The organism is Acidovorax temperans, from assembly GCF_006716905.1.
In the GTDB taxonomy this organism is placed as follows: Bacteria; Pseudomonadota; Gammaproteobacteria; order Burkholderiales; family Burkholderiaceae_C; genus Acidovorax; species Acidovorax temperans.
The window spans coordinates 690,335-714,319 of sequence record NZ_VFPV01000003.1; the positions used below are offsets into that span (position 1 = coordinate 690,335).

The 23,985-nt window shown below is 64.7% G+C and carries 22 protein-coding genes; 13 read left to right on the forward strand and 9 right to left on the reverse strand.

Features of this window, described 5'->3' with window-relative positions:
* Positions 1-94 precede the first annotated feature (94 nt).
* From purM to BDD18_RS18080, 3 genes are all read left to right on the forward strand, one after another.
* On the forward strand, positions 95-1,147 hold the full coding sequence (gene purM, locus BDD18_RS18070; RefSeq protein WP_142084888.1) for a phosphoribosylformylglycinamidine cyclo-ligase: 1,053 nt from the start codon (positions 95-97) through the stop codon (positions 1,145-1,147).
* 26 nt (positions 1,148-1,173) lie between these two features.
* Positions 1,174-2,301 carry an AI-2E family transporter gene (locus tag BDD18_RS18075; RefSeq protein WP_142084890.1) on the forward strand — a complete coding sequence of 376 codons (1,128 nt, stop codon included), beginning with the start codon at positions 1,174-1,176 and terminating at the stop codon, positions 2,299-2,301.
* 206 nt (positions 2,302-2,507) lie between these two features.
* On the forward strand, positions 2,508-4,103 hold the full coding sequence (locus BDD18_RS18080; protein ID WP_142084892.1) for a methyl-accepting chemotaxis protein: 1,596 nt from the start codon (positions 2,508-2,510) through the stop codon (positions 4,101-4,103).
* Between the two features lie 77 nt (positions 4,104-4,180).
* On the opposite strand, the gene BDD18_RS18085 is transcribed toward BDD18_RS18080, so the two are convergent.
* Together BDD18_RS18085 and ppk2 are read right to left on the reverse strand one after the other, a co-directional pair.
* Entirely contained in the window at positions 4,181-5,272 is a 1,092-nt protein-coding gene (locus tag BDD18_RS18085; protein ID WP_142084895.1) for an extracellular catalytic domain type 1 short-chain-length polyhydroxyalkanoate depolymerase, read from the reverse strand.
* A gap of 371 nt (positions 5,273-5,643) precedes the next feature.
* Positions 5,644-6,558, reverse strand: a complete 915-nt coding sequence (gene ppk2 / locus BDD18_RS18090; protein ID WP_142084897.1) for a polyphosphate kinase 2 — start codon at positions 6,556-6,558, stop codon at positions 5,644-5,646.
* 156 nt (positions 6,559-6,714) lie between these two features.
* Between ppk2 and BDD18_RS18095 the strand changes: the two genes are divergently transcribed.
* A complete protein-coding gene (locus BDD18_RS18095; protein ID WP_244939137.1) occupies positions 6,715-7,785 on the forward strand; it encodes a transporter in 1,071 nt (356 codons plus the stop codon).
* A gap of 76 nt (positions 7,786-7,861) precedes the next feature.
* A complete protein-coding gene (locus BDD18_RS18100; RefSeq protein ID WP_066693422.1) occupies positions 7,862-8,728 on the forward strand; it encodes a ParB N-terminal domain-containing protein in 867 nt (288 codons plus the stop codon).
* A 26-nt stretch (positions 8,729-8,754) separates the two neighbouring features.
* On the opposite strand, the gene BDD18_RS18105 is transcribed toward BDD18_RS18100, so the two are convergent.
* Together BDD18_RS18105 and murJ are read right to left on the reverse strand one after the other, a co-directional pair.
* Positions 8,755-9,606, reverse strand: coding sequence for a SirB1 family protein (locus BDD18_RS18105; protein WP_142084900.1), 852 nt, complete (start codon positions 9,604-9,606; stop codon positions 8,755-8,757).
* Between the two features lie 95 nt (positions 9,607-9,701).
* A complete protein-coding gene (gene murJ, locus BDD18_RS18110) occupies positions 9,702-11,267 on the reverse strand; it encodes a murein biosynthesis integral membrane protein MurJ (RefSeq protein WP_142084902.1) in 1,566 nt (521 codons plus the stop codon).
* A 224-nt stretch (positions 11,268-11,491) separates the two neighbouring features.
* On the opposite strand from murJ, the gene rpsT reads away from it, so the two are divergent.
* On the forward strand, positions 11,492-11,791 hold the full coding sequence (gene rpsT / locus BDD18_RS18115) for a 30S ribosomal protein S20 (RefSeq protein ID WP_044398144.1): 300 nt from the start codon (positions 11,492-11,494) through the stop codon (positions 11,789-11,791).
* Positions 11,792-12,014: 223 nt separating this feature from the next.
* Here the strand turns inward: rpsT and BDD18_RS18120 are convergent, their stop codons facing one another.
* Complete coding sequence (locus BDD18_RS18120; RefSeq protein ID WP_066693411.1) at positions 12,015-12,338, reverse strand: DUF3579 domain-containing protein; 324 nt, start codon at positions 12,336-12,338, stop codon at positions 12,015-12,017.
* Positions 12,339-12,578: 240 nt separating this feature from the next.
* On the opposite strand from BDD18_RS18120, the gene BDD18_RS18125 reads away from it, so the two are divergent.
* The 3 genes from BDD18_RS18125 to BDD18_RS18135 all read left to right on the forward strand — a co-directional run bounded on the left by BDD18_RS18125 (position 12,579) and on the right by BDD18_RS18135 (position 15,584).
* Positions 12,579-13,775 (forward strand): aspartate aminotransferase family protein, encoded by a 1,197-nt coding sequence (locus BDD18_RS18125; RefSeq protein ID WP_142084904.1) that lies wholly within the window; start codon positions 12,579-12,581, stop codon positions 13,773-13,775.
* Between the two features lie 37 nt (positions 13,776-13,812).
* Positions 13,813-14,733, forward strand: a complete 921-nt coding sequence (gene argF, locus BDD18_RS18130; RefSeq protein WP_142084906.1) for an ornithine carbamoyltransferase — start codon at positions 13,813-13,815, stop codon at positions 14,731-14,733.
* Positions 14,734-14,906: 173 nt separating this feature from the next.
* The gene (locus BDD18_RS18135) at positions 14,907-15,584 is read left to right on the forward strand and encodes an HD domain-containing protein (protein ID WP_142084909.1); all 678 of its coding nucleotides are present in this window, start codon (positions 14,907-14,909) and stop codon (positions 15,582-15,584) included.
* Between the two features lie 124 nt (positions 15,585-15,708).
* On the opposite strand, the gene BDD18_RS18140 is transcribed toward BDD18_RS18135, so the two are convergent.
* The 3 genes from BDD18_RS18140 to BDD18_RS18150 are packed head-to-tail and all read right to left on the reverse strand — an operon-like array spanning position 15,709 to position 18,211.
* Positions 15,709-15,942 carry a hypothetical protein gene (locus BDD18_RS18140; RefSeq protein WP_142084911.1) on the reverse strand — a complete coding sequence of 78 codons (234 nt, stop codon included), beginning with the start codon at positions 15,940-15,942 and terminating at the stop codon, positions 15,709-15,711.
* Entirely contained in the window at positions 15,942-17,873 is a 1,932-nt protein-coding gene (feoB, locus tag BDD18_RS18145) for a ferrous iron transporter B (RefSeq protein WP_142084913.1), read from the reverse strand. The genes BDD18_RS18140 and feoB overlap by 1 nt, the downstream gene beginning before the upstream one ends.
* Complete coding sequence (locus BDD18_RS18150; protein WP_142084915.1) at positions 17,870-18,211, reverse strand: FeoA family protein; 342 nt, start codon at positions 18,209-18,211, stop codon at positions 17,870-17,872. Before BDD18_RS18150 ends, feoB begins: the two co-directional genes overlap by 4 nt.
* Positions 18,212-18,527: 316 nt before the next feature.
* Here BDD18_RS18150 and BDD18_RS18155 point away from each other — a divergent pair, with 316 nt between their 5' ends.
* The 4 genes from BDD18_RS18155 to kynA all read left to right on the forward strand — a co-directional run bounded on the left by BDD18_RS18155 (position 18,528) and on the right by kynA (position 22,844).
* Positions 18,528-19,574 carry a metal-dependent hydrolase gene (locus BDD18_RS18155; protein WP_142084917.1) on the forward strand — a complete coding sequence of 349 codons (1,047 nt, stop codon included), beginning with the start codon at positions 18,528-18,530 and terminating at the stop codon, positions 19,572-19,574.
* Positions 19,575-19,856: 282 nt separating this feature from the next.
* On the forward strand, positions 19,857-20,498 hold the full coding sequence (kynB, locus tag BDD18_RS18160) for an arylformamidase (RefSeq protein WP_142084919.1): 642 nt from the start codon (positions 19,857-19,859) through the stop codon (positions 20,496-20,498).
* Between the two features lie 90 nt (positions 20,499-20,588).
* The gene (gene kynU, locus BDD18_RS18165) at positions 20,589-21,938 is read left to right on the forward strand and encodes a kynureninase (RefSeq protein WP_142084922.1); all 1,350 of its coding nucleotides are present in this window, start codon (positions 20,589-20,591) and stop codon (positions 21,936-21,938) included.
* Between the two features lie 18 nt (positions 21,939-21,956).
* Positions 21,957-22,844 (forward strand): tryptophan 2,3-dioxygenase, encoded by an 888-nt coding sequence (gene kynA / locus BDD18_RS18170; RefSeq protein ID WP_142084924.1) that lies wholly within the window; start codon positions 21,957-21,959, stop codon positions 22,842-22,844.
* A 132-nt stretch (positions 22,845-22,976) separates the two neighbouring features.
* Here the strand turns inward: kynA and BDD18_RS18175 are convergent, their stop codons facing one another.
* Positions 22,977-23,966, reverse strand: a complete 990-nt coding sequence (locus tag BDD18_RS18175) for a DNAJC11 domain-containing protein (RefSeq protein ID WP_142084927.1) — start codon at positions 23,964-23,966, stop codon at positions 22,977-22,979.
* Positions 23,967-23,985 lie beyond the last annotated feature (19 nt).

A 23,985-nucleotide genomic window follows, 5' to 3' on the forward strand; every position in this document is an offset into this window, starting at 1 on the left:
TGTGAAGGGAGAGCCGCCGGGCAGGCGGCGCGCACCCCGTAAAATCTGCGCAAATTTTAGTCTGCTGCGCACGCTGGTCCGTGCCATCTTCGCCATGAGCAACTCTGCCGCTACCCCTACCCCCCTGTCCTACAAAGACGCTGGCGTTGACATCGACGCTGGCGACGCACTCGTCGAGCGCATCAAGCCCCTGGCCAAGAAAACCATGCGCGAAGGCGTGCTGGCAGGCATTGGCGGCTTTGGCGCCCTGTTTGAAGTGCCCAAGCGCTACAAGGAACCCGTGCTGGTCAGCGGCACTGACGGCGTGGGCACCAAGCTCAAGCTGGCGTTTGAATGGAACATGCACGACACCGTGGGCATCGACCTGGTGGCCATGAGCGTGAACGATGTGCTGGTGCAAGGCGCCGAGCCCCTGTTCTTCCTCGACTACTTTGCCTGCGGCAAGCTGGACGTGGACACCGCCGCCGCCGTGGTGGGCGGCATTGCCAAAGGCTGCGAACTGTCGGGTTGCGCGCTGATTGGCGGTGAAACCGCTGAAATGCCCGGCATGTACCCCGCAGGTGAATACGACCTGGCCGGCTTTGCCGTGGGCGCAGTCGAAAAGTCCAAGATCCTGACTGGCCAGAACGTCGCCCCTGGCGATGTGGTGCTGGGACTGGCCAGCCACGGCGTGCATTCCAACGGCTTCAGCCTGGTGCGCAAGTGCATTGAACGTGCCGAAGCCGCGGGCACCGTGCCCGCCACGCTGGACGGCAAGCCCTTCAAGCAAGCCATCATGGAGCCCACCCGCCTGTACGTGAAGAACGTGCTGGCCGCGCTGGTTGCCCACCCCATCAAGGCACTGGCCCACATCACCGGTGGCGGCCTGCTGGAAAACATTCCCCGCGTGCTGCCCGAAGGCAGTGCCGCCCACCTGAAGAAGGGCAGCTGGCCCCAGACTGAGCTGTTTGCCTGGCTGCAAAAGACCGCAGGCATTGACGACATCGAGATGAACCGCACGTTCAACAACGGCATCGGCATGGTGGTGGTGGTAGACGCCGCCAACGCCGAAGCCACGGCCGCCACGCTGCGTGCCGCAGGCGAGCAGGTGTACACCATTGGCACGATTGCGCAGCGCGGCGAAGGTGCCGCAGTGGTCGTCGCCTAACCCCGCACCGCTCCACCACCACGCGCATGGCGCAGCACCAGCCCCCTGCCCTCTCCCCAGAGCCGCACCCGGCGGCGCTCACCAGCTACACCGCAGCCCCACCGCCCCTTCGGCCGGTGAGGTCGGGTGTGGTGCTGGCCAGCTATCTGCTGATGGGAGGCGCACTCTTGTTGGTGATGTGGCGCGGGCTGCTGCCCGGCCTGCTGTGCGTATGCCTGGGCTTTTTGCTCACCCGCACGCTGACTGCGTGGATCGCTGCGGGCACGCGCCGGCTACCCGGCGCGCAGCGCAACCGCCCAGCGGCTGATGCCCCACCCCGGTCCGCTCAGGTGGTAGCCGCTGCCGTGGTCATGCTCATGCCCTTGGCGCTGCTGGCTGCCGGGCTGACGCATTCGCGTGGTTACCTGGTTGATGCGCCCCAGCAATACCGTGAACTGCTCACCTACATGGCCCGCACGGTGCTGGAATTGCGCCTGAAGCTGCCGGCCGACATGGCGGCCCATCTGCCCGAGGGCGCCGCAGAAATCCAGCGCATCATCGCCAACTACCTGGGCGCCAAGGCAGGCGCACTGGCCATGGCAGGGCGTGCATGGCTGGGCAGTGTGCTGTTCGCCTATGTGGGCCTGCTCATTGGCTCGCTGGCCGCTGTGCGCACCACCAAGGCAGGCCTGGGGCCTTTGGCCCAGCAATTGGCCCAGCGCATCACCCTGTTTGGCGAGGCATTCCGGCAGATCGTGGCGGCGCAGTTCTGGATTGCTGCCTTCAACACCTTGCTCACGGCCTTGTTTCTGCTGTTCATTTTGCCGATGTGGGACATGGCCCTGCCCTACACGCCGGTGCTCATCACGCTGACCTTTGTGGCGGGCCTGGTACCCATCGTGGGCAACCTGCTGTGCAATGTGGTGATGACCATCGTGGGCTTGTCGGTGTCGCCCCTGGCGGCTGCGGCCTGCCTGGGGTTTCTCATCCTGATCCACAAGGCCGAATACGTCATCAACGCCAAGGTGGTGGGCCAGCGCACGCAGATGGGTGTGTGGGAGTTGCTGAGCGTGATGTTTGTGGCCGAGGCCGTCTTTGGCCCGGCGGGACTGGTGGCCGCGCCCCTGTTTTACGCTTACCTCAAAAAGGAACTGGTCGCCGCGCGACTGGTGTGACCCTGGGTCGCCACATCTGAGGCGCGACCCGCGCCTGTAGGCGTTCCAGCGCTTGCGGAACTTTGTCGGGACAAACCCTGAATGAAGGCCCCAATGTCAGCACATTGCAAACCCAAAGACTAAAATCTGCGCGCACCAGCACAATTTGCAACTTTTTGTAAAAAATTTGCAAATTTGCACCTCTCCTTTCACTTCGGGCGCGCGCCATGACCATTGCGAGAAAACTCGCCATTTTGGTGCTGTTCGCCCTTTTGGGCATGGTGGTGATGACGGCCTGGTTCCTGGTTTCCGAACGCAAGCTGATCCTTGAAGAGCGACAAACCGGTGTGCGCCAGGTGGTCGAGGTGGCTCATGGCATTGCCGTGCATTTCCACACGCTGAGCACCAAGGGCGCCATGCCCGACGAAGAAGCCCGGCAGCGCGCAGCAGCGGCCATGCAAGCGCTGCGCTACAGCGGCAATGAATACATCTGGATCAACGACATGCATCCCCGCATGGTGATGCACCCCGTCAGGCCTGAGCTGAACGGGCAGGACCTTTCTGCGAACAAAGACCCCAACGGCCTGCCGCTGTTCATGGAATTTGTGCGCACCGTCAAGACCCAAGGCGCCGGTTTTGTGCCCTACATGTGGCCCAAGGCTGGCAGTGATATTCCGGTGGAGAAGACCTCCTACGTCAAAGGCTTTGAGCCCTGGGGCTGGGTGATTGGTTCAGGCGTCTACATCGACACTGTGAACGCCGCCATCTGGAAACGCGCCATGGGCTTTGGTGCCGTGGCACTGGCGCTGGGTGCAGCGCTGCTGGTGGTGGGCACCCTGATCTCGCGCAACCTGCTGCGGCAGCTGGGTGGCGAGCCCGACTATGCGCGCCACGTCGCGCGCAGCATTGCCCAGGGTGACCTGGCCGTGGCGGTGAAGACCCGTCCCGGCGATGAATCCAGCCTGATGCTGGACATACAGGCCATGCGCAACAGCCTGCACCGCATCGTGCAGCGGGTGCGCAGCGGCACCGAGCACATCGCCAGCGCCTCGCAACAGATCGCGGCGGGCAACAGCAACCTGTCGGGCCGCACCGAATCCCAAGCCAGTGCGCTGGAGCAAACGGCTGCGTCGATGGAGGAAATGACCTCCAACGTCAAACAGAACGCCGACAACGCACGCCAGGCCAGCATGCTGGCGAAGTCTGCCTCCGACGTGGCGCGCCAGGGGGGCGCTGTGGTGGAAAAGGTCGTGCAGACCATGGACTCGATTGAAGCGTCGTCGCGCAAGGTCGCAGACATCACAGGCGTGATTGAAGGCATTGCCTTTCAGACCAACATCCTCGCGCTGAATGCGGCGGTGGAAGCAGCCCGCGCCGGTGAACAAGGCCGGGGCTTTGCGGTGGTGGCGACCGAAGTGCGCAGCCTGGCGCAGCGCTCCTCCGAAGCGGCCAAGGAAATCAAGGCCCTGATCGGTAATTCCGCCGAACAGGTCAAGGCCGGCACGCAACTGGCTCAGGAAGCTGGCACCACCATGCAGGCGGTGGTGAACAGCGTGCTACAGGTGTCGTCCGTGATCGAAGAAATCAGCCAGGCCAGCCGCGAACAGACCGACGGCATCGAGCAGATCAACCAGGCCGTGGCACAGATGGACCAGGGCACGCAGCAGAACGCCGCGCTGGTGGAAGAAGCCGCAGCCGCTGCAGCAGCCTTGCAGCAGCACGCGCAAGAACTGACGCAGGTGGTGGCGACTTTCCATCTGGACGAATCCCACCAGGCGCTTGCTGCACGCTCGACCGGCACGGCACCGCTGCGACTGACCTGAGCGGCCTTCGTACACGCCAGCCATCAAAAATGATAGCTACCAGCGCTTGATGCGTAAGCGCTAGCGGCCATTTTTCTTCAAATTTTCTTGAACTGCCTTGCCACAAAGGCCCAGATCAGGGCGGATGCATCCGGCCCCGCCGGATCGCTGTAAGGCCAACGGGAAGCCCCGCCGCTCCAGGCGTGGTCCAGCCCGGCAATTTCGCGCAACGACACGGCCAACTGGCCGCGCAGCTTGAAGTCCACCGCCCGCATCGGATACCGCTGCCCGCGCGCCACGGTGCGCTCTGCCGTGGCACGGGCGCCCGACGCCTGGGCCCAGAGCAGCGCTGTGGCTGTGGCGTTGCGCACGGACACCACGCGGTCGGCATCGCCATGCAGCACCAGCAGGGGCGGCAGGCGCAATCCCTGGGGGGCAGCAGGCAACCCTGTGTCGGTCATGGCGGTTGGCAGCGCGGGCCATGCATCAGGCAATTGCGCATCACGGGTGCCGCGCATGGCGGCCAAGGCGTTGGCGGCCGATTCGGCCGTACCCGGTGCCACCCCCGAATGCATGGCCACGGCGCAGAACCGCGTGGGGTACAGCGCCGCGAGCAGCGCAGCCATGCTGGCACCCGCCGACAGGCCCGCCACGGCCACACGTGACAGGTCCACGGGGTGCCGCCGCGCCACCTGGTCCACGGCGGCGAGGACCGTGGCCGCCTCGGCATCGGCCTTGCCGCTGCGGCGCTCGTACCAGTTCCAGCAGCCCTGGGAGTTGGCCATGCGCTCTTGCTCCGGGTAGAGCACCAAAAAGCGCTTGCGCGTTGCAATGCGGTTCATGCGCGAGATGGCGGCCAGGTCACTTCCCGTCTGGCGGCACCCGTGCAGCATGACCAGCAGCGCAAAAGTCTCGCCCGGTGCGGCCACCAGCCCCGGCGGCACAAACAGGTGAAAGCGCCGCGCACCCGCAGGGCCGGGAGCCACGCCAGCAATCCATTGCTCAGAAGTTTTGGCCAGTGGGGCCCGCTGGGGTGCAGGCTTGGCTGCCACCTTGCGCTCCGGCCGCGCCTGCGCTGAAACGGCCTTTTTCCGGGGCACCGGCTGGGTTGCACGCACCAGGGCCGCAAGATTGCGCTGGTAGGCGCGGGTCCAGCTGGCCAGGGAGAAGAGACGGGGTTTGCGGGGCATGGAGGAAGGGAAGATTGCAGGCAGGGTGACATGCATCACCGAGGGAAAACCCTTGCCACCTTAACAGGAGTGAAGCTCCACGGGGCGGGATGCCTTCCCCCAGCCTCCGTGAGACAAACACCTACGGCGGGGGGCGCCACCGTAAAAAGCCCGCAACGGTGTGGGGCACCGCGCCATTTCGGGTGCGCTTTAGCGGAGGCAGGAACCGCTCGCAAGCTGGGGCGGGGCTACATGATCGGCCCACAACAAATACAGACGGCCCCATCAGTTTGAAGTGTTTTTGGCCTCCAGCGCTTACTGGACAAGCGCTAGCAGCTATCAACTCTATAGCAACACCGCCCAGACGGAGATAGCTTCGGCGCCTGCGGCGCTCAATACACCTCAGGCACGTACATCGACGCAGGCACAGGCTGGCGGAAATACTCGGGGTTGCGTACCCGCTCGGGCAGCACCACGGGGGCGTGGGGCACTTCCTGGTAGGGCAGCTGGCTCAGCAGGTGGTGAATGCAGTTGAGGCGGGCCTTCTTCTTGTCCACCGCCTGCACCACCCACCAGGGGGCTTCGGGGATGTGGGTGCGGTCCAGCATGGTTTCCTTGGCCTTGGTGTAAGCCTCCCAGCGCACGCGGCTTTCCAGGTCCATGGGGCTGAGCTTCCACTGCTTGAGGGGATCATGGATGCGCCCCAGAAAGCGCAGGTGCTGCTCTTCATCGGTGATGGAGAACCAGTATTTGACGAGCTTGATGCCCGAGCGCACCAGCATCTTTTCAAATTCGGGTACGGTGCGGAAAAATTCTTCGTACTCGTCGTCCGAGCAAAAACCCATCACGCGCTCCACACCCGCCCGGTTGTACCAGCTGCGGTCAAACAGCACGATCTCGCCCGCCGCTGGCAGGTGCGCCACATAGCGCTGAAAGTACCACTGCGTGCGCTCACGGTCGTTGGGCGCAGGCAGTGCGGCCACACGCGCCACCCGTGGGTTCAACCGCTGGGTAATGCGCTTGATCACCCCGCCCTTGCCTGCCGCATCGCGGCCCTCAAACAGAATCACCACCTTCTGGCGGCTGTGCTGCACCCAGTCCTGCAACTTGACCAGCTCGCCCTGCAGGCGAAACAGCTCTTTGAAGTAGCGCTGGCGCTCCAGCTTGTCGGTGGCCACCAGGTCACCCGCCTCATCCACGTTGCGGTCTTCAATCTCCAGCTCCAACTCTTCGTCGTAGCTGTCCATCAAGTCATTGGCGATGCGCTGCATCAGGTCCTGGGCATCGAACGGGGCGTTCTGGAGCATGGCGGTGAAATGGTGCAAAAAGGTGCGCCCATGCTGCCCTGCCTTGGTGACAACACAGTGACAGCCACCAAACGGTCATCAAACCGTCATGCTCGCAGCGCACGATGGCACGCTGCCCTCCCGACAGGGCCCTTGTTCCTTTTGCCTACCCATTTCATGACAGTCCACTCTGCTGGCACGCTGCCGCACCACAGCTACGGCGGCGACTCGGCAGGTCTGGTGTGCGGCTACCTCATGCAGGGCAGCACGCCTGCCTTGCCGCTGGACAGCACCGAGGCGGCGCACTGGCTGCAGGCGCACCCACAGGCAACGCCCACCGTGCAGGGCGGCCCACCAGTGGGTGTCGCGGCTCCCTTCGTCTGGCTGCACTTCAACCTGGCCCACGCCCAGGCCCTGCGCTGGATACAGCGGCACGCCCAGCTGCCCGATGCGTTTTTTGAGGCACTCAAAGAGGGTTCGCACTCCACCCGCATCGAACGCGACGACGATGCCCTGGTGGGCGTGCTCAACGACGCACATTTCGACTTCGCCTTCGAGCCCTTTGACATTGCCACGCTGTGGATTTGCGTGCTGCCCCATGTGGTCATCACCGCGCGTGCCCACCCGCTGCGATCGGTGGACGCCCTGCGCACGGCCGTGCGGCAGGGCTACACGCCGCGCTCCAGCGTGGCGCTGCTGGAGCAGCTGATGCGCACCCAGGCCGCCGGGCTGGTGGACATCGTGCGCGGCGTCACTCAGCGCATCGATGGCATCGAGGACGAGTTGCTGGCGGGCCGGCTCAATCACAAGCGGGCCCGGCTGGGCGTGCTGCGGCGGTTGCTGGTGCGGCTGCAGCGGCTGCTGGCCCCCGAGCCTGCCGCCTTGTTCCGCCTGCTGCAGCACCCACCCACCTGGATGGGCGCCGACGATGTGCAGGAGCTGCGCGATTCCACCGAAGAGTTCTCGGTGGTGCTGCGCGACATGCAGGGCCTGCAAGAGCGCATCAAGCTGCTGCAGGAAGAGCTGGCGGCCAGCGTGCAAGAGGCCAACAGCCGCAGCCTGTTTGTGCTGACCGTGGTCACCGTGCTGGCGCTGCCCATCAACATCCTTGCGGGCTTGCTGGGCATGAATGTGGGCGGTATCCCGCTGGCCGACAGCGAACATGGCTTTTGGGTCATCGTGGGCATCCTCGTGGTGTTCACAGCGGTGGCGGGCTGGCTGGCCCTGCGCGGCGCGCGGGACAAGTAAGCCTTGCCAGACAGCAGGCACGGCGCAACTACAATGCCGCCCCTGCCTTGAAGACCCGGCCACGCGCCCACACACCATGAACATCGTTGTCAACGAAGAACTCAAAGCCTACATCGACCCCCTGACCCCGGAAGAACACGATGCGCTGGAGCGCAGCATTCTGGCCGAGGGTTGCCGCGATGCCCTGGTGCTGTGGGGCGATGTGCTGGTGGACGGCCACAACCGCTACGGCATTTGCCAAAAGCACGGCCTGCCCTTCCAAACCGTGCAGAACACGCGCTTCCAATCGATGGAAGATGTGCACCTGTGGATGATTGACCAGCACCTGGGCCGCCGCAGCGTGTCTGACTTTCAGCGTGGCGTGCTGGCGCTGCGCAAGCGCGAGATCGTGGCGGAGCGCCGTGCACGCGCGGCTGCAGCCTTTGTGGCGGGCAATGCGCAAGCAGAAACGCAGCCTGAAGAAAGCTCTGCAACCGCCGCCCCTGCGGCGGCCAGCGTGGCGCCCCCCGAAGACCTGAGCAGCCGCGAAGCCATTGCGCGCGCGGCCCGCCTGAGCAGCAGCCAGGTGGTCATGATTGAAAAAATCCAGAAGCAGGCAGCGCCTGAGCTGGTGGCGGCGGTGAAGTCCGGCACCATCTCGCTCAACGCCGCAGCCGCCGTGGCCACCCTGCCCGCGGAAGAACAGGTGGCGGCCGCCACTGCAGGCAAAGACGAGCTCAAACAAGCCGCCAAGCGCGTGCGCGAAGCCAAGCGCAAAACCCGCGAAGAAGCGGCCCCCAAAAATTCTGATGAGGCCCCGCAGCCCACTGAAGGCGCCCACACCGATGAGCTGCCAGCCTTGCGCGCGCGCGTGGCCGAGCTGACGGCCGAAAACGAGGCCCTGCGCCAGCAACTGGGCCAGTTGCGCGCACAACTCTCGGCAGACGACGGCCAGCCGTTTTAAAGGGCGCTAGGCGCTAGTCTTGTGGGTTAACCCAGCGAACGTCGCAGGGCGTTCAACCGCTCGGTCACCATGTCGGCATCGAGTCCGTCTTCGGCGTGCGCCAGGTAGGTTTCCAGGTCTTGCACTGCTTCTTTCGCGTTGCCCAATTCGGCATGGGCCAGGCCACGGTCCCGCCGCTCACCCCACGCCTGGGGTGAGAGCACCACCAAGCGATCCAGCACCGCCGTCAGGCGCTGCCAGTCTTGCTGCGAGCGGTGCACTTCCTTGAGGTTGCGCAGCATGCGGGCAATGATGTCGCGCGGCGTGGCAGCCTGCAAATACAGGCCCAGCGGCACGTCATAGTCATCCACCAGCTCGCTCTGGCGCTTGTAAGGCTCCAGCCGCTCGGAGAGGTCTTCACGGCTGAGCGACTGGCCCGTGGTCGGGTCCATCACCACCTGCCCCTTGGGCAGCAGCACCTTCACCATGAAGTGGCCCGGAAACCCCACCCCGCGCACATGCAGACCCAGCCCCTGGGCCAGCTCCATCCACAACACCGCCAAGCTGATGGGAATGCCCCGGCGCGTGCGCAGCACCGCATTCAGGTAGCTGTTGTCGGGGTCGTAGTAATTGTTGACGTTGCCTGCAAAGCCCAGGTCAGAATAAAAGAACTGGTTGAGCATGTGCAACCGCTGCAGCGACGGGGCATCGCTGGCCAGGCGTCGGCGGATGCGGGCCTGCATCTGGTCCACGTCGCCCAGCAGTTGCTGCACGTCCAGCTCGGGGTACTCGTCCTGCGCGATGCTGGCGGCGGCTTCGAGCAGCGGAAAGTGCTCGTCGCTTTGCACCAGGCAAGCGAAATACTCCAGGGACGAAGGAACGGTATAGCTCAGGGACATGGCAGATTTTTAGGTGGGGGCTGCATGGCAGTCAAGGCGCAAAACCGGGGGCTTTACCCCGGTGTTACCGCCACTGCGCCGCGTGCAAAGAACGCTCAGCGGCGCAGCATCTGCCGCAGCTTGAGCCCTGCGGCCCACAGGGCACCGAAATACACCACGGCAGCCGCCACCATCAACCCCAGCAACAGCAGCACCCGCTGGCCGCTGTGGGCGCGCAGGGCCACCCAGTCAAAGTAATGCGAGCCCCAGGCCAGCAGCACTGCCAGCAACGCACTGGCCGCCACCACCTGCAAGGCAAAGCGCGACCAGCCCGGCTGAGGCTGGTAGCTGCCGCGCCGCACCAGCCCGATCAACAGCCACAGCGCGTTGACCAGAGCCCCCAGGCCAATCGACAGGGCCAGCCCCGCGTGGTCGATGAGCGGCACCAGAACGGCGTTGAGGATCTGGGTGATGACCAGCACCACGATGGCAATCTTGACCGGGGTGCGCACATCCTGGCTGGCGTAGTAGCCGGGCGCCAGCACCTTGATGGCCACCAGGCCCAGCAAGCCCGCCCCATAGCCAGCCAACGCCACGGCAATCTGCCCCACATCGGAGTCCGCCAATTTGCCATAGTGAAACAGGGTGGCCACCAAGGGCTTGGCAAAGGTGAGCAACGCCACGGCACAGGGCACGGCCAGCAGCACCACGATGCGCAAACCCCAATCCAACATGGCCGAGTATTTCTGCGCATCCCCCGCCGCTTTGGCAGCAGTGAGCTGGGGGGTGAGCACCACGCCCAGGGCAACCCCAAGCAAGGCCGTGGGGAATTCCATCAGCCGATCGGCATAAAACAACCAGGTGACGCTGCCGGGCGCCAGGTAAGAAGCAATCTGCGTGTTGATCATCAGGGACACCTGCGCCACCCCCACGCCCAGCAGAATGGGTGCCATCAATGTCAGCACCCGGCGCACGCCCGGCTCAGCCCAGGCCGCGCGCAGGGCACCCCAGGTCACCCCAATGCGGGGCATGAGTCCCATGCGAAGCAGCACCGGGATTTGAACCCCCAGTTGCAGCACGCCCCCCAGCATCACCCCACCCGCCATGGCGTAGATGGGCTCGATGCCGCGCGCCTCCAGCTGGGGCGCCCCCAGCCAGGCCGCGCCAATCATGGAAAGGTTGAGCAACACGGGCGAGGCGGCGGGCACGGCAAAGTGCTTCCAGGTGTTGAGAATGCCGGCGGCCAGCGCCACCATGGACATGAAACCGATGTAGGGAAACATCCACCGCGTCATCAACACGGCAGCGTCAAAAGCCTCGGGGGTTTGGCGCATGCCGCTGGCCAGGGCCCACACCAGCGCAGGCGCCCCCAGCACACCCAGCGTGCAAGTCAACAGCAGCGTCCAGGCCAGGGCGGTGGCCACCGCAGCGATCAGCCGGTGCGTGGCCTCCTCGCCTTCTTTGGTTTTGGTGGTTGCCAGCACGGGCACAAAGGCTTGCGCAAATGCACCCTCGGCAAACAGGCGGCGAAACAGGTTGGGAATGCGGAAAGCGACGTTAAAGGCGTCCGTGAGGGCGCTGGCGCCAAACATGGACGCCATCAAAAGGTCGCGCACCAGGCCCGTCACGCGGGAGGCCAGGGTCAGCAGGGATACGGTGGAGGCGGCTTTGAACAGAGACACCGCCGGGAGTGTATTCGCAGCGCACGGCCCCGCCTGGGCGGCTGTGGGGTTGTTTCACGCCCTTACCTGAAACATCCGGGCGGATGCAGCGCCGCGCAGGGCCCATATGCCCGGTGAGCAGATACCCGGAATGGGCCCGCTGGCGAAAAGCCCCGCCCTTTTCAGCCAGTGGGCTATAATCGTCGGCTTTGCTGACATCATCCTCAGACTCAAGGAACTAAATCATGGCATCCGCTAAACCAAAGAAAAAGAACCCACGCCTGGCGTCGGGCCGTAAGCGCGTCCGTCAGGACGTCAAGATCAACGCAGCCAACACATCGCTGCGTTCCAAATACCGCACTGCCGTCAAGAACGTCGAAAAGGCGGTTCTGGCTGGCGACAAGGTGAAGGCTGCTGAAGCTTTCGCCAAGGCACAAAGCGTGGTTGATACCGTTGCCGACAAGGGCATCTTCCACAAGAACAAGGCAGCTCGCGATAAGAGCCGCCTGGCAGCCAAGGTGAAAGCCCTGGCACTGGCCGCCTGACCCACTTCAGGCAAACAGCACGGGTAGCGTAAGCTGCCCGCCGTTTGTAACGGGTGCGCTGTCAGCAAAACATCAAAACCGCCTTCGGGCGGTTTTTTTGTGCCCGCTTGGTTTTCAGGTGCGGAGCAAACCATCTTCTTGGCGCATCTGGCGGATTTTGGTGCATTGCATGCCGCCTTCATGGACCCCACCTGCAGCGCGAGCAGGCGTAAAAAAAGGCCAGTCAGGCCTTGGGGGGGGGAGCGTCGGGTAGCAAACAGGCTTCTGCGACTTGCAAGTTGTTGTCCCTTGCGAAGTTGATCACAAAGTCCCAGGCCATGGGCTCGTGGTTTTGCAAGTCGCGGTGGACCACCACACATTTCACGCCATTGAGGGTGGTGGGAATGCACCAGGGCGAATAGCTCAGGTGGCTGCCCGGCCGCGAGCCACCGGGACGGAACTGGCTCATGACGCCCGCCAAACGCTCGGCCCAGTCGCTGGGCCGAAAGGTTTTCCCATCGTGGGTAACGCCTTGGATGAAGACTTCTTTGGTGGAGGGGGAAACCATCGCGGTCGGTTGGGTAAGTGGCAGCTCACCGCAGGGTTGCTACAGCCATCCATTCTAACTCTTATATAAGAGCTAACCCGGTAGTCCTGCAGCCCGGGCGGGTAACGCATCGCAGTGATGCGCAATTGTCAATGGCCAGCCACGGCACTCCCCCTAGAATCGTGCTTCGCTTTTCGGGTGAAACACCCTGTTCGCAGGCCACAAGCCCAACCTTTTTCTGCACCGTCTGGAGATCTCTGCATGACCGCTTTCATCGAGGCAGCCTCGCCCCACGTTATGAACACCTATGGCCGCGTACCGATCGCGCTGGCCCGAGGCCAGGGCTGCCGAGTCTGGGACGTCAACGGCAAGGAATACCTGGACGCGCTGGGCGGCATTGCCGTGAACACGCTGGGGCACAACCACCCCAAGCTGGTGCCGGCGCTGCAGGACCAGCTCACCAAGCTCATCCACACCTCCAACTACTACCACTCGCCGCTGCAAGAAGCGCTGGCTGCCAAGCTGGTGGAACGCTCTGGCATGACCAACGTGTTCTTCTGCAACTCTGGGCTGGAAGCCAACGAGGCGGCCATCAAGATCGCACGCAAATACGGCGTGGACAAGGGCATCGCCAAACCCGAGATCGTGGTCTACGAAAAGGCCTTCCACGGCCGCTCCATCGCCACCATGTCGGCCACCGGCAACCCCAAGATCTACAGCGGCTTTGGCCCGCTAGTCGAGGGCTTCATCCGCGTGCCGCTCAACGACATCGAGGCCATCAAGCAACGCACCGAGGGCAACCCCAACGTGGTGGCGGTGTTCTTTGAAACCATCCAGGGCGAAGGCGGCGTGAACCCCACCCGCGTCGAATACCTGCAGCAGTTGCGTGCCCTGTGCGATGAGCGCGGCTGGCTGATGATGATTGACGAAGTGCAGTGCGGTATGGGCCGCACCGGCAAGTGGTTTGCCCACCAGTGGGCAGGCATCGTGCCCGACGTGATGCCCCTGGCCAAGGGCCTGGGCTCTGGCGTGCCGATTGGTGCGGTGGTGGCGGGCCCCAAGGCCGCCAACGTGCTGCAACCGGGCAACCACGGCACCACCTTTGGTGGCAACCAGTTGGCCATGCGCGCAGGCAACGAAACCATCCGCATCATGGAAGAAGAAGGCCTGCTGGAGAACGCAGCGACCGTGGGCGCGCACCTGAAGGCGGCCCTGCAGCGCGAACTGGGCAGCCTGCCCGGCGTGAAGGAAATTCGTGGCCAGGGCCTGATGCTGGGCATTGAACTGAACAAGCCCTGCGGCGCCCTCACCGGCCGCGCGGCCGAAGCGGGCCTGCTCATCAGCGTGACGGCGGACAGCGTCATTCGCCTGGTGCCCTCGCTGATCCTCACCGTGGCCGAGGCCGACGAAATCGTCGCCAAGCTCACCCCCCTGGTCAAAGCCATCCTGGCCGAATAAACCTTGCAGGGCACGCTGCGGCGCGCTCTTTTTTGCAATGAAACACTATCTGCAGTTCACCGACCTCACCGCTGACGAATACGCTTACCTGTTCGAGCGCGCAGCCATCATCAAGAAGAAGTTCAAGTCGTACGAAAAGTACCACCCGCTGGCCGACCGCACCCTGGCCATGATTTTTGAAAAGGCCAGCACCCGCACCCGCGTGAGCTTTGAAGCGGGCATGTACCAGCTGGGCGGCAGCGTGGTGCACCTGACCACGGGCGACAGCCAACTGGGCCGCGCTGAGCCGATTGAAGACAGCGCCAAGGTCATCAGCCGCATGACCGATCTGGTGATGATCCGCACGTTCGAGCAGACCAAGATCGAGCGCTTTGCCGCCCATTCGCGCGTGCCCGTCATCAACGGGCTGACCAACGAATACCACCCCTGCCAGATCCTCGCCGACATCTTCACGTACATCGAGCACCGTGGCTCCATCGCGGGCAAGACGGTGGCCTGGGTAGGCGACGGCAACAACATGGCCAACACCTGGGTGCAGGCCGCTGCGCTGCTGGGTTTCAAGGTGAACGTGAGCACGCCGCGTGGCTACGAAATTGATGAGAAATTGGCCTCTGGCGCCCAAGGGGTAAGCGCTAGTAGCTATCAGTTCTATAGCAACCCGCTCGAAGCCTGCAAGGGCGCCGATTTGGTCACCACCGACGTGTGGACCAGCATGGGCTACGAAGCCGAGAACGAGGCCCGCAAGAAGGCCTTTGCCGACTGGTGCGTGGACGCCGAAATGATGGCCGCCGCCAAGCCCGATGCCCTCTTCATGCACTGCCTGCCCGCGCACCGTGGCGAAGAGGTGGAGGCCGAAGTGATCGACGGGCCGCAATCGGTGGTGTGGGATGAGGCGGAAAACAGGATGCACGTACAGAAGGCCCTCATGGAGTACCTTCTGCTCGGCCGCGTGGAATGACATGCAACGCGGTGGCGCGCCAGCGCCAGCAGACAGTTTCGGTGCAGGCTCATGTCCGCCACGCGGACGTGAACCAGCCACAGGCTGCGGGCCGAAGCCAAAACAGGATGCATGTGCAGAAGGCGCTCATGGAGTACCTTCTGCTCGGCCGCGTGGCGTAACGCCCCGACGGGATGTTCCACCGCAGCACCGCGGACACCGACGCGCTGCTCATCCAATGGGCAGCCTTGGGCACGGCCCTTGGCTGCCCCGCCAATCCGTGGATGCAAGAAGGCCAGCGCCTGCTGCGCAGCTGGCAGCGTTGGCCCCGGGCGTACCACAATGCATCGCACCTGCAGGCCTGCCTGGGCCACTGGCAGACGGTGCAAAAGGAACTGCCCGGCGCGCTGGAGCAACCCCATGCCGTAGCGCTGGCCCTGTGGTTTCATGACGCGGTGTATTGGGCCTGGAGTGCCCACAACGAGCTACGCAGCGCGCAGTGGGCATCGCGCTTTCTCAACGGCCAGCACGTGCCACCCAGCCTGGTTTCAACCGTTCACGCACACATCATGGCCACATGCCACAACCCGGGCGCGCTGCAAGGCGACGCCACCTGGGTCGTGGACATCGACCTCGCCGTGCTGGGCCAAAGCGATGCGGTGTACCGCCAGTTTGAGCGCAACGTGCGCAAGGAGTATTTCTTTGTGCGCTGGCCGCGCTACGTAGCGGGGCGCAGCGCAGTGCTGCAAGGCTTTCTGGACAGGCCGCGCATCTATCACAACGAGTGGTTTTTCTACCGCTATGAATCGCAGGCCCGCGCCAATCTGCGCCACGCACTGGAAGCATTGCAGCAAGGCCAGTTGTACGCCTGACGCGGCGCACGCATCGACAAACGCCAACCACCATCAGGCAGACAGCGCCAACGCGTTGCACAAGGCGCTTGCCGCCGCTCAGCCCGAACGGCGGCTGAACAGGCGCAAGGGCCGCCCATTCAGATCAGAACCGCTCTTGGCGCTCTGCGGCGTGCACCGTCGCGCGGGGTGCTGCAGACGACGAACACCCGCCGCAACTGCTGCAGCCACCGCCCCCGCCACCACCACAGCCTGCGCTCTGCCCCATGGCGGGGTGCACCCGGCCCAGCTTTTTACGCAGCCCGGCGGGCAGCCAGCGCCACACCATGTAAGCGGCGGCCAGCGCCACGATCAAACCGGTGATCCATTGTTGCCACATCACGCGCCACCTCCCAGGGCCAAAGTGATTCGGTAAGTCACAAAACTGGCGGCATACGCCAAGCCAAACAGGTAGGCCACCATCAGCAGCGGGTAGCGCCAGCTGTTCGTCTCGCGCCGCACGGCGGCGATGGTGGAGATGCACTGCGGCGCAAACACAAACCACACCAGCAGCGACAGTGCCGTGGCCAGTGACCAATTCTGCGCGATCAGCGGGCCCAGCTGGCTGGCCACTTCTTCGCCCGTGGCCGACAGCGCATACACCGTGCCCAGCGCACCCACGGCCACCTCGCGCGCTGCCATGCCGGGAACCAGGGCGATGGCGATCTGCCAGTTAAAGCCGATGGGCGCCACCAGCACCTCCAGCAGGCGGCCCAACTGGCCCGCAAAGCTATAGGTGATGGCCGCCCCGGTGGCCCCTTCGGGCGGGGCTGGGGAGGTGGACAGGAACCACAGCAGTACCGTCACCGCCAGAATGATGCCGCCCACGCGCTTGATGAAAATCACCGCCCGCTCGTACAGACCATGCGCCAGGCTGCGCAGGCTGGGCCAGCGGTAAGCGGGCAGCTCCATCAGCAGCTGCGGGGGCCGCTGGTCAGACCGGGCCAGCTTGGCCACGCCTGCCACCGCCATGGCACTGGCAATACCGCCCACATACAGCGCAAACAACACCAGGCCCTGCAGGTTGAACAGGCCCGCCACGGTGCGCTCGGGGATGAAAGCACCTATCAGCAACGCATACACCGGCAAACGGGCCGAGCAGGTCATGAGCGGCGCGATCATGATGGTGACCAGCCGATCACGCCAATGGGTGATGGAGCGCGTGGCCATCACGCCCGGCACGGCGCAGGCAAAGCTCGACAGCAGTGGAATGAACGAACGGCCCGACAACCCCACGGTGCCCATCACGCGGTCCAGCAAGAAGGCGGCACGCGGCAGGTAGCCCGAGTCTTCGAGCGCCAGGATGAACAGGAACAGCGTGAGGATTTGCGGCAGGAACACCAGCACCCCGCCGGCGCCGGCCACGATGCCGTCCACCAGCAGGCTGCGCAGCGGGCCATCAGCCATGTGCTGCTGGATGAAGGCGGACGTCCATTCCACGCCTGCGTTGATCCAGTCGGTAGGCACGGAAGCCCAGGTGAATACCGCCTGGAACATCAAAAACAACGTGGCCAGCAGCAGCAACATGCCCCACACGGGGTGCAGCACCACGGCGTCGATGCGGTCATCCACACGCAGACTGGCTGCGGGTGCCCGCACGGCCAGTTCCATTAGCCGGTGCACCTGCTGATGGGTGCGGATGACCTGGGTCTGAGCGTCCAGCGGCGAGGCATCCAGCGCCACCGCCTCCTGGGCGGCTACCACCGGGGCCTTCAGGGCCTGCGCGGCGGGAGAATCCAGCCAGGCCAGCAATTCCTGCGCGCCATCACCGCGCACACCCACCGTGGCCAGCACGGGCATGCCCAGCTCACGGGCCAACACCTCACGGTCAATCTGAATGCCCCGGCGCTCGGCCATGTCGCTCATGTTCAGCACCAGCACCATGGGCAGGCCCAGGGCCCGGGCTTCCAGCACCAGGCGCAGGTTCAGGCGCAGGTGGGTAGCATCGGTCACGCACACCAGCAAGTCGGGCAGCGGCTCGCCGGGGCGGCGGCCACGCACGATGTCGCGGGTGATGGCTTCATCCAGGCTGTGCGCGTGCAGGCTGTAGGCACCGGGTAAATCCAGCACGCGCACCTTGCGGCCACTGGCCGTGTGCATCGTGCCCTCTTTACGCTCTACCGTCACACCTGCGTAATTGGCCACCTTCTGGCGCGCACCGGTCAGCAGGTTGAACAGCGCCGTCTTGCCGCAATTGGGGTTGCCCAGCAGGGCCACACGCAGGAAATCTGCCTTGGGCGACACGCCCCCAGCGTTCAGTACCGCGCTCATGACTGCCCCTGTGCCTGAACCTGCACCATCGCTGCCTCTTGGTGCCGCAACGCAAAAGTGGCCTGCCCCACCCGCACGGCCAGAGGGTCGCCCCCCCAGGCGCCCCGCGCCAGCACTTGCACGGTCTCGCCGGGCACAAAGCCAATTTCCAGCAAACGCAGCAAGGTGCTGTGCTCACGCCCATCGCGCGCCGGCACCAGCCCGGTCACCAGCGCGGGCGTGCGCACTTTCAGTCCATCCAGGCCCGAAGCCGCTGACGGAGACGCCGAGGCCACGGCCAATGTGGCGGCCAGCGCGCTGGGGTACAGGGCGGCGGCGCTCTCGTGCATGGTTTTCATGGGGATCAGCCTTTTTGCAAATGAGTTTGGTTCTCATTCTACAAACTGAATTCTGGCGGCTATTGATTCAAATCAGAGCAGCCCTGATGGTCAGGAGATCGCAGGCACTTTGCACAAGGTACGGGCGCACGGGGGTCACCCTGAACTCCTCCGAGCCGATTGCTGGCCCGCTCCATCCGGCCAACGCTGTTACCTGCTCAAGCTGCGCCCCGTCTCGCAGGCTGGTCATCGGCTGATCCCGCACGACAAATCCCCTCGAATGCAGGGTGCGCTTGGCGCTGCAAAAATGCGCGCACCTTCACTTCATGAGTAGCACATGGACTCCATCAGCCAGGCCGCCCTGGGCAGTGCCGTGGTGCTGGCCACCCTCGGGCGCCGCACCGCCGCATGGAAGGCAGCCCTGTGGGGAGCCGCCGCTGGCACCCTGCCCGACCTGGACGCTTTCATCGACCATGGCGACCCGCTGCTCAACATGGTGCGCCACCGGGCCGAGAGCCATGGCCTGGCATTACTCGCGCTGGCATCGGCCCCCCTGGGCTGGCTGGCCGCACGCCTGTCGGGTCAGCCCGACCTGTGGCGGCGCTGGTGGCTGGCCATGGCGCTGGCGCTCATCACCCACCCGCTGCTCGACACCCTGACGGTGTACGGCACGCAGTTGCTGCAGCCCTTCAGCAACCATCCCTTTGCCGTGGGCAGCGTTTTCATCATCGACCCGTTCTACACCTTGCCACTGCTGCTCGGGGTTCTGGTCGCCGTCATCGGGTCATCTACCAAGGGGCTGCGCTGGAATGCAGCCATGTTGGCGCTCAGCACCGCCTACCTGGGGTGGAGTGTGCTGGCACAGCAGCATGTGCGCGGCGTTCTGGAGGCTTCGTTGCGTCACAACGGAATGGCAACCAGCCAGATGCTGGTCACGCCCGCCCCATTCAGCACCGTGCTGTGGCGTGCTGTGGCCATGGGGTCGGAGCACTACCACGAGGCCTATTACTCCTTGCTGGATGGCGCGCACCCCGTTGCCTGGACATCCCACCCGCGCGGCGCCGATCTGCGCCTGCAGCACGCAGACAACCCCCATGTGCAACGGCTTTCATGGTTCAGCCACGGCTTCATGCGCATACAGGCGAACAGCCAGGGGCGGCTCACCATCACCGACCTGCGCATGGGGCTGGAGCCCTGCTATTCCTTCCACTTCGACATCGGCCCGGCCCACTCTGCGGCGAGCGAGACAGGCCCAGTGGTTCAGCAATGGCAGCGCCCTGATCTTTCGATGGCCTTGCCCTGGCTGTGGCGCCGCCTGACAGACCCCACGGCCGGCACCCTTTCCACCTTGCCGGGCGGCATCAGCTGCGGCACAGCACCTTGAGGTAAGCCAGCACACAGCTGGCCGGGTGCAGACGGCCAACGCTTTCAACGCACTATCGGGAAATAAGGGGGTCAGTGGGGCGCTGAAGATCACGCCTGCTGTGGCCCGCCCACTGAATATTGCAGTGCCACCTGATCGGCTGTTCAGACCCCAACGTGACTGCGCAGGCAGCCACACCCCTGAACCCCGGTCAACCGAGTCGGGCAAACCCTGCGCCAAAAATCAGGGGGTGTTGGAAATAACCGACACCACAAAAAATCCAGGCCATTACCGTCACGTCCCATGCAAAAGCTTTGGGACATTTCACCCCCCGTTCACACAGGCAGCCCGGTGTTTCCGGGCGATACGCCTTACAGCCAGCAGTGGTGCGCCACCATCGGCCCGGGCTGTCCGGTCAATGTCAGTGCCATCACGCTATCGCCCCACGTGGGCGCGCATGCCGATGCGCCGCTGCATTACGACGAGGGCGGTGCCAGCATCGGGGCCGTGGCGCTGGAGGCGTTTTTGGGCCCTTGCCGCGTCATCCACGCCATCGGCTGCGGGCCGCTGATTGAGTGGGCGCACATTGCCCACGCCCTCACCCCCGCGCTGCCGCCGCTGCCCGCACGCGTGCTGGTGCGCACCTATGCCCAGGCGCCCGCGCAATGGGACGGCCAGCTCACCGCCTATGCGCCCGCCACCATCGAGCGACTGGCCGACCTGGGCGTGCTGTTGGTGGGCATAGACACCGCCAGCATTGACCCGGCCGACAGCAAGACGCTGGACAGCCACCAGGTCATCCGCCGCCGGGGCCTGCGCGTGCTGGAGAACCTGGTGCTGGACGATGTGCCCGAGGGCGACTACGAACTCATCGCCCTGCCACTGAAGCTGACCACGGCCGATGCATCCCCCGTGCGGGCGGTACTTCGCTCGCTGCCTGGTTGACCAGCGCGTCCACCAAATTTTTAAACATTTTCGGCCTCTAGCGCTTATCCAGCAAGCGCCAGCAGCTATCAAAATGAAAGCAACATCAACATGACCATCACCCTGCAAGACTGCCGCACCCGCGACGCCCAAGACCCCCTGCGCTCGTTGCGCGACCACTTTGCCCTGCCCCCCGGCGTGATCTACCTGGACGGCAATTCACTGGGCGTGCTGCCCAAGGCCGCGCCCGCCCGCATTGCCGATGTGGTGCAACGCGAATGGGGTACGGACCTCATCAAATCGTGGAACACCGCCCGCTGGTTTGACTTGCCCCAGCGCTTGGGCAACCAGCTCGCCCCCTTGATTGGCGCGGGCCCCGACCAGGTGGTGTGCACCGACAGCACCTCCATCAACCTCTACAAGGTGCTGAGCGCGGCGCTGAACATTGCCCGCGAAGACAGCCCCGCCCGCAAACGCATCGTGAGCGAGCGCAGCAACTTCCCCACCGACCTCTACATTGCCGAAGGCCTGTGCAAGGAGCGCGGACTGGAACTGGTGCTGGTGGAGCCTGAAGAGATCAACGCAGCGCTGACCAGCGACGTGGCCGTGCTGATGCTGACGCATGTGAACTACCGCACCGGCGCCATGCACGACATGGCCGCCATCACCGCCGCCGCGCAGGCCCAAGGCATTTTGTGTGTGTGGGACTTGGCCCACAGTGCAGGCGCTGTGCCGGTGGACCTGCTGGGCGCCAACGCCGATTTTTCGATTGGCTGCGGCTACAAATATTTGAACGGCGGCCCTGGCGCACCGGCTTTTGTGTGGGTGCACCCGCGCCATGCCAACCGCCCGGACTTGAAGTTCATGCAACCCTTGTCGGGCTGGTGGGGCCATGCAGCGCCCTTCCAGTTCACGCCCGACTACCAGCCCGCCCCGGGCATCACCCGCTACCTGTGCGGCACGCAGCCCATGATCAGCCTCTCAGCCCTGCAATGCGGGCTGGATGTGTTCACCGCTGCGCAAAGCCTGGGCGGCATGGCGGCGCTGCGCACCAAGTCGCTGGCGCTCACCGATCTGTTCATCCAGCTGGTGGAAGAGCGCTGCGCAGGCTACGGCCTGGGCTTTGCCACGCCGCGTGCGCACGCTCAGCGGGGCTCGCAGGTGTGCCTGACGCGTGACGAAGGCGCGGGCGTGAACGGCCAGGGCAGCGGTGCCTACGCCATCGTGCAGGCGCTGATTGCACGCGGCGTGATTGGAGACTACCGCTCCGGGTCCGGCGCGGCTCCAAGTGCAGGCAAAGGCGACGGCGGCAAGGTGCACAAAGACATCCTGCGCTTTGGCTTGACGCCGCTGTACATCGGGTTTGAAGACGTGTGGAACGCGGTGGAACACCTGCGCCAAGTGCTGGAGAGCGGCGAATGGCAGAAGGCCGAGTTCAACCAGACCCACGCCGTAACCTGAACCGAGAGGAAAACCACCATGTGCCCTTTCTCTCAAACCCCTGCGCCCGCCAGCGAAGCACCACGCGCTGCCCTGCCCGAATCCATCGTGCACGAGGAGCGCGCTCAGCTCGACTTCAGCCAAAGCATGAGCTACGGCGACTACCTACAGCTCGACGCCATCCTCACCGCGCAAAAGCCACTGTCGCCCGCGCACGACGAGATGCTGTTCATCGTGCAGCACCAGACCAGCGAGCTGTGGATGAAGCTGATGCTGCACGAGCTGCGCGCAGCCATCGGCCACATTGCGCGCGACGAGCTGCCGCCCGCCTTTAAGATGCTGGCGCGCGTGAGCAAAATCATGGAGCAGCTGGTGCACGCCTGGGACGTGCTGGCCACCATGACACCGCCCGAATACAGCGCCATGCGTCCGTACCTGGGCCAGTCCAGCGGCTTCCAGAGCTACCAGTACCGCTGCATTGAATTTTCGATGGGCAACAAGAACCGCGCCATGCTCAAGCCCCACGAGCACCGCGCCGACCTGCTGGCCCAGGTGCAGGCGGCGTACGAAGCACCGTCGCTGTACGACGAGGCCCTGCGGCTGATGGCGCGGCGTGGCATTGCGGTGCCTGCCAGCCACACCGAGCGCGACTGGACACAGCCTTACGCCGAAAGCGAAGCCGTGGAGCAAGCCTGGCTCACGGTGTACCGCAACCCCGAAAGGCATTGGGACCTGTACCAGCTGGGCGAGGAGCTGACGGACCTGGAAGACGCCTTCCGCCTGTGGCGCTTCCGCCATGTGACGACGGTGGAGCGGGTGATCGGCTTCAAACGCGGCACCGGCGGCACCGGGGGCGTGAGCTACCTGCGCAAGATGCTGGACGTGGTGCTGTTCCCCGAGATCTGGCGCCTGCGCACGAACCTGTAAGGCCAGGGCCGCTGCACAGGGGGCATTCAGGCATTCACAACAAAAAGAGCTGCCAGCGCTTTAATCACAAGCGCTGGCAGCTCTTTTTTTGATAGCAAAACAAGGCGCAGGGCGATGACCCCGCCCCAGCCGTCAAGGCAGGCGCAGGTATTCCGACTCGCGCACGCTCACCTGGTATTCGCGGCCACCGATGGAGTACGTGACCCACAGCACCTTGGGCGTGCCCGGGGCGGGGTCGTAACCCGCCAGGTCGTTGCTGGCACGCACCGACAGCTGGTTACCCGACACCTGGGCCCGGACGCGGTCTGTCACGTCGATCACGCGGTTGTCAGCGCCATAGGCGGCTTGCACGATGGCCAGCCCGCCGTAGCCCGCGCCGGGGCGGTCATAGCCGCCGCCCTGGTAGGCGCCGCCCTGGTTGTTACCGCCGCCGTTGCCATGCCAGCCGCCGTTCCAGCCCTCGTTACCCCAGTTGCCGCTGCGCCAGCCGGTAAAGCGTGCGCCGTCAATGGTGGAGCCTTCAGCGTATTCGAACATGCGGTTCTGGCCGTCGCGGGTGCGCACAAAAATGCGCAGTGTCTTGCTGCGGCCGCGGTGCGGATCCACGCCAAAGGTATCGTTGGTCAGCGCAATGGGGCGGTCTTCGCGTGCCAGGTCGCGCAGGCGGCGGGTCACGTCCACATGGTGCTCCTGGGTGCCGTACACCGCTTGCAGGATGCGGAACTCACCATCGTCGCGGCCATTGCCCTGGCCGCCGCCGTACCCTCCGTTTCCGCCGCGCCAGCTGGTGAACTGGCGGCCATCGACCACCGCGTCTTCGCGGTAGTTGAAGGTGCGCGTCTTGCCTCGGGCGTCGCGGGCATCAATGCGCAGTGTTTTCACGCGGCCCCGGTCGGGGTCGGTGCCAAAGGTGTCGTTGTGCACCAGAAAGGGCTGGTCGCCGCTGGCCAGCTCGCGCACGCGCTCGGTCACGTCCACATAGCGCTCGCTCGTTCCGTAGCGGGCGCTCAGGATCTGGTAGGCCCCGTCATCACCGCCACGCTGGGCGGCCGCAGGGGCCAGTAGTCCGAAGAACAGCAGCAGCGCGGCCCAGAAGCCGTAAAAAGAGTGGCGAAATGGCATGGGGAACCTCCTTGGGTGT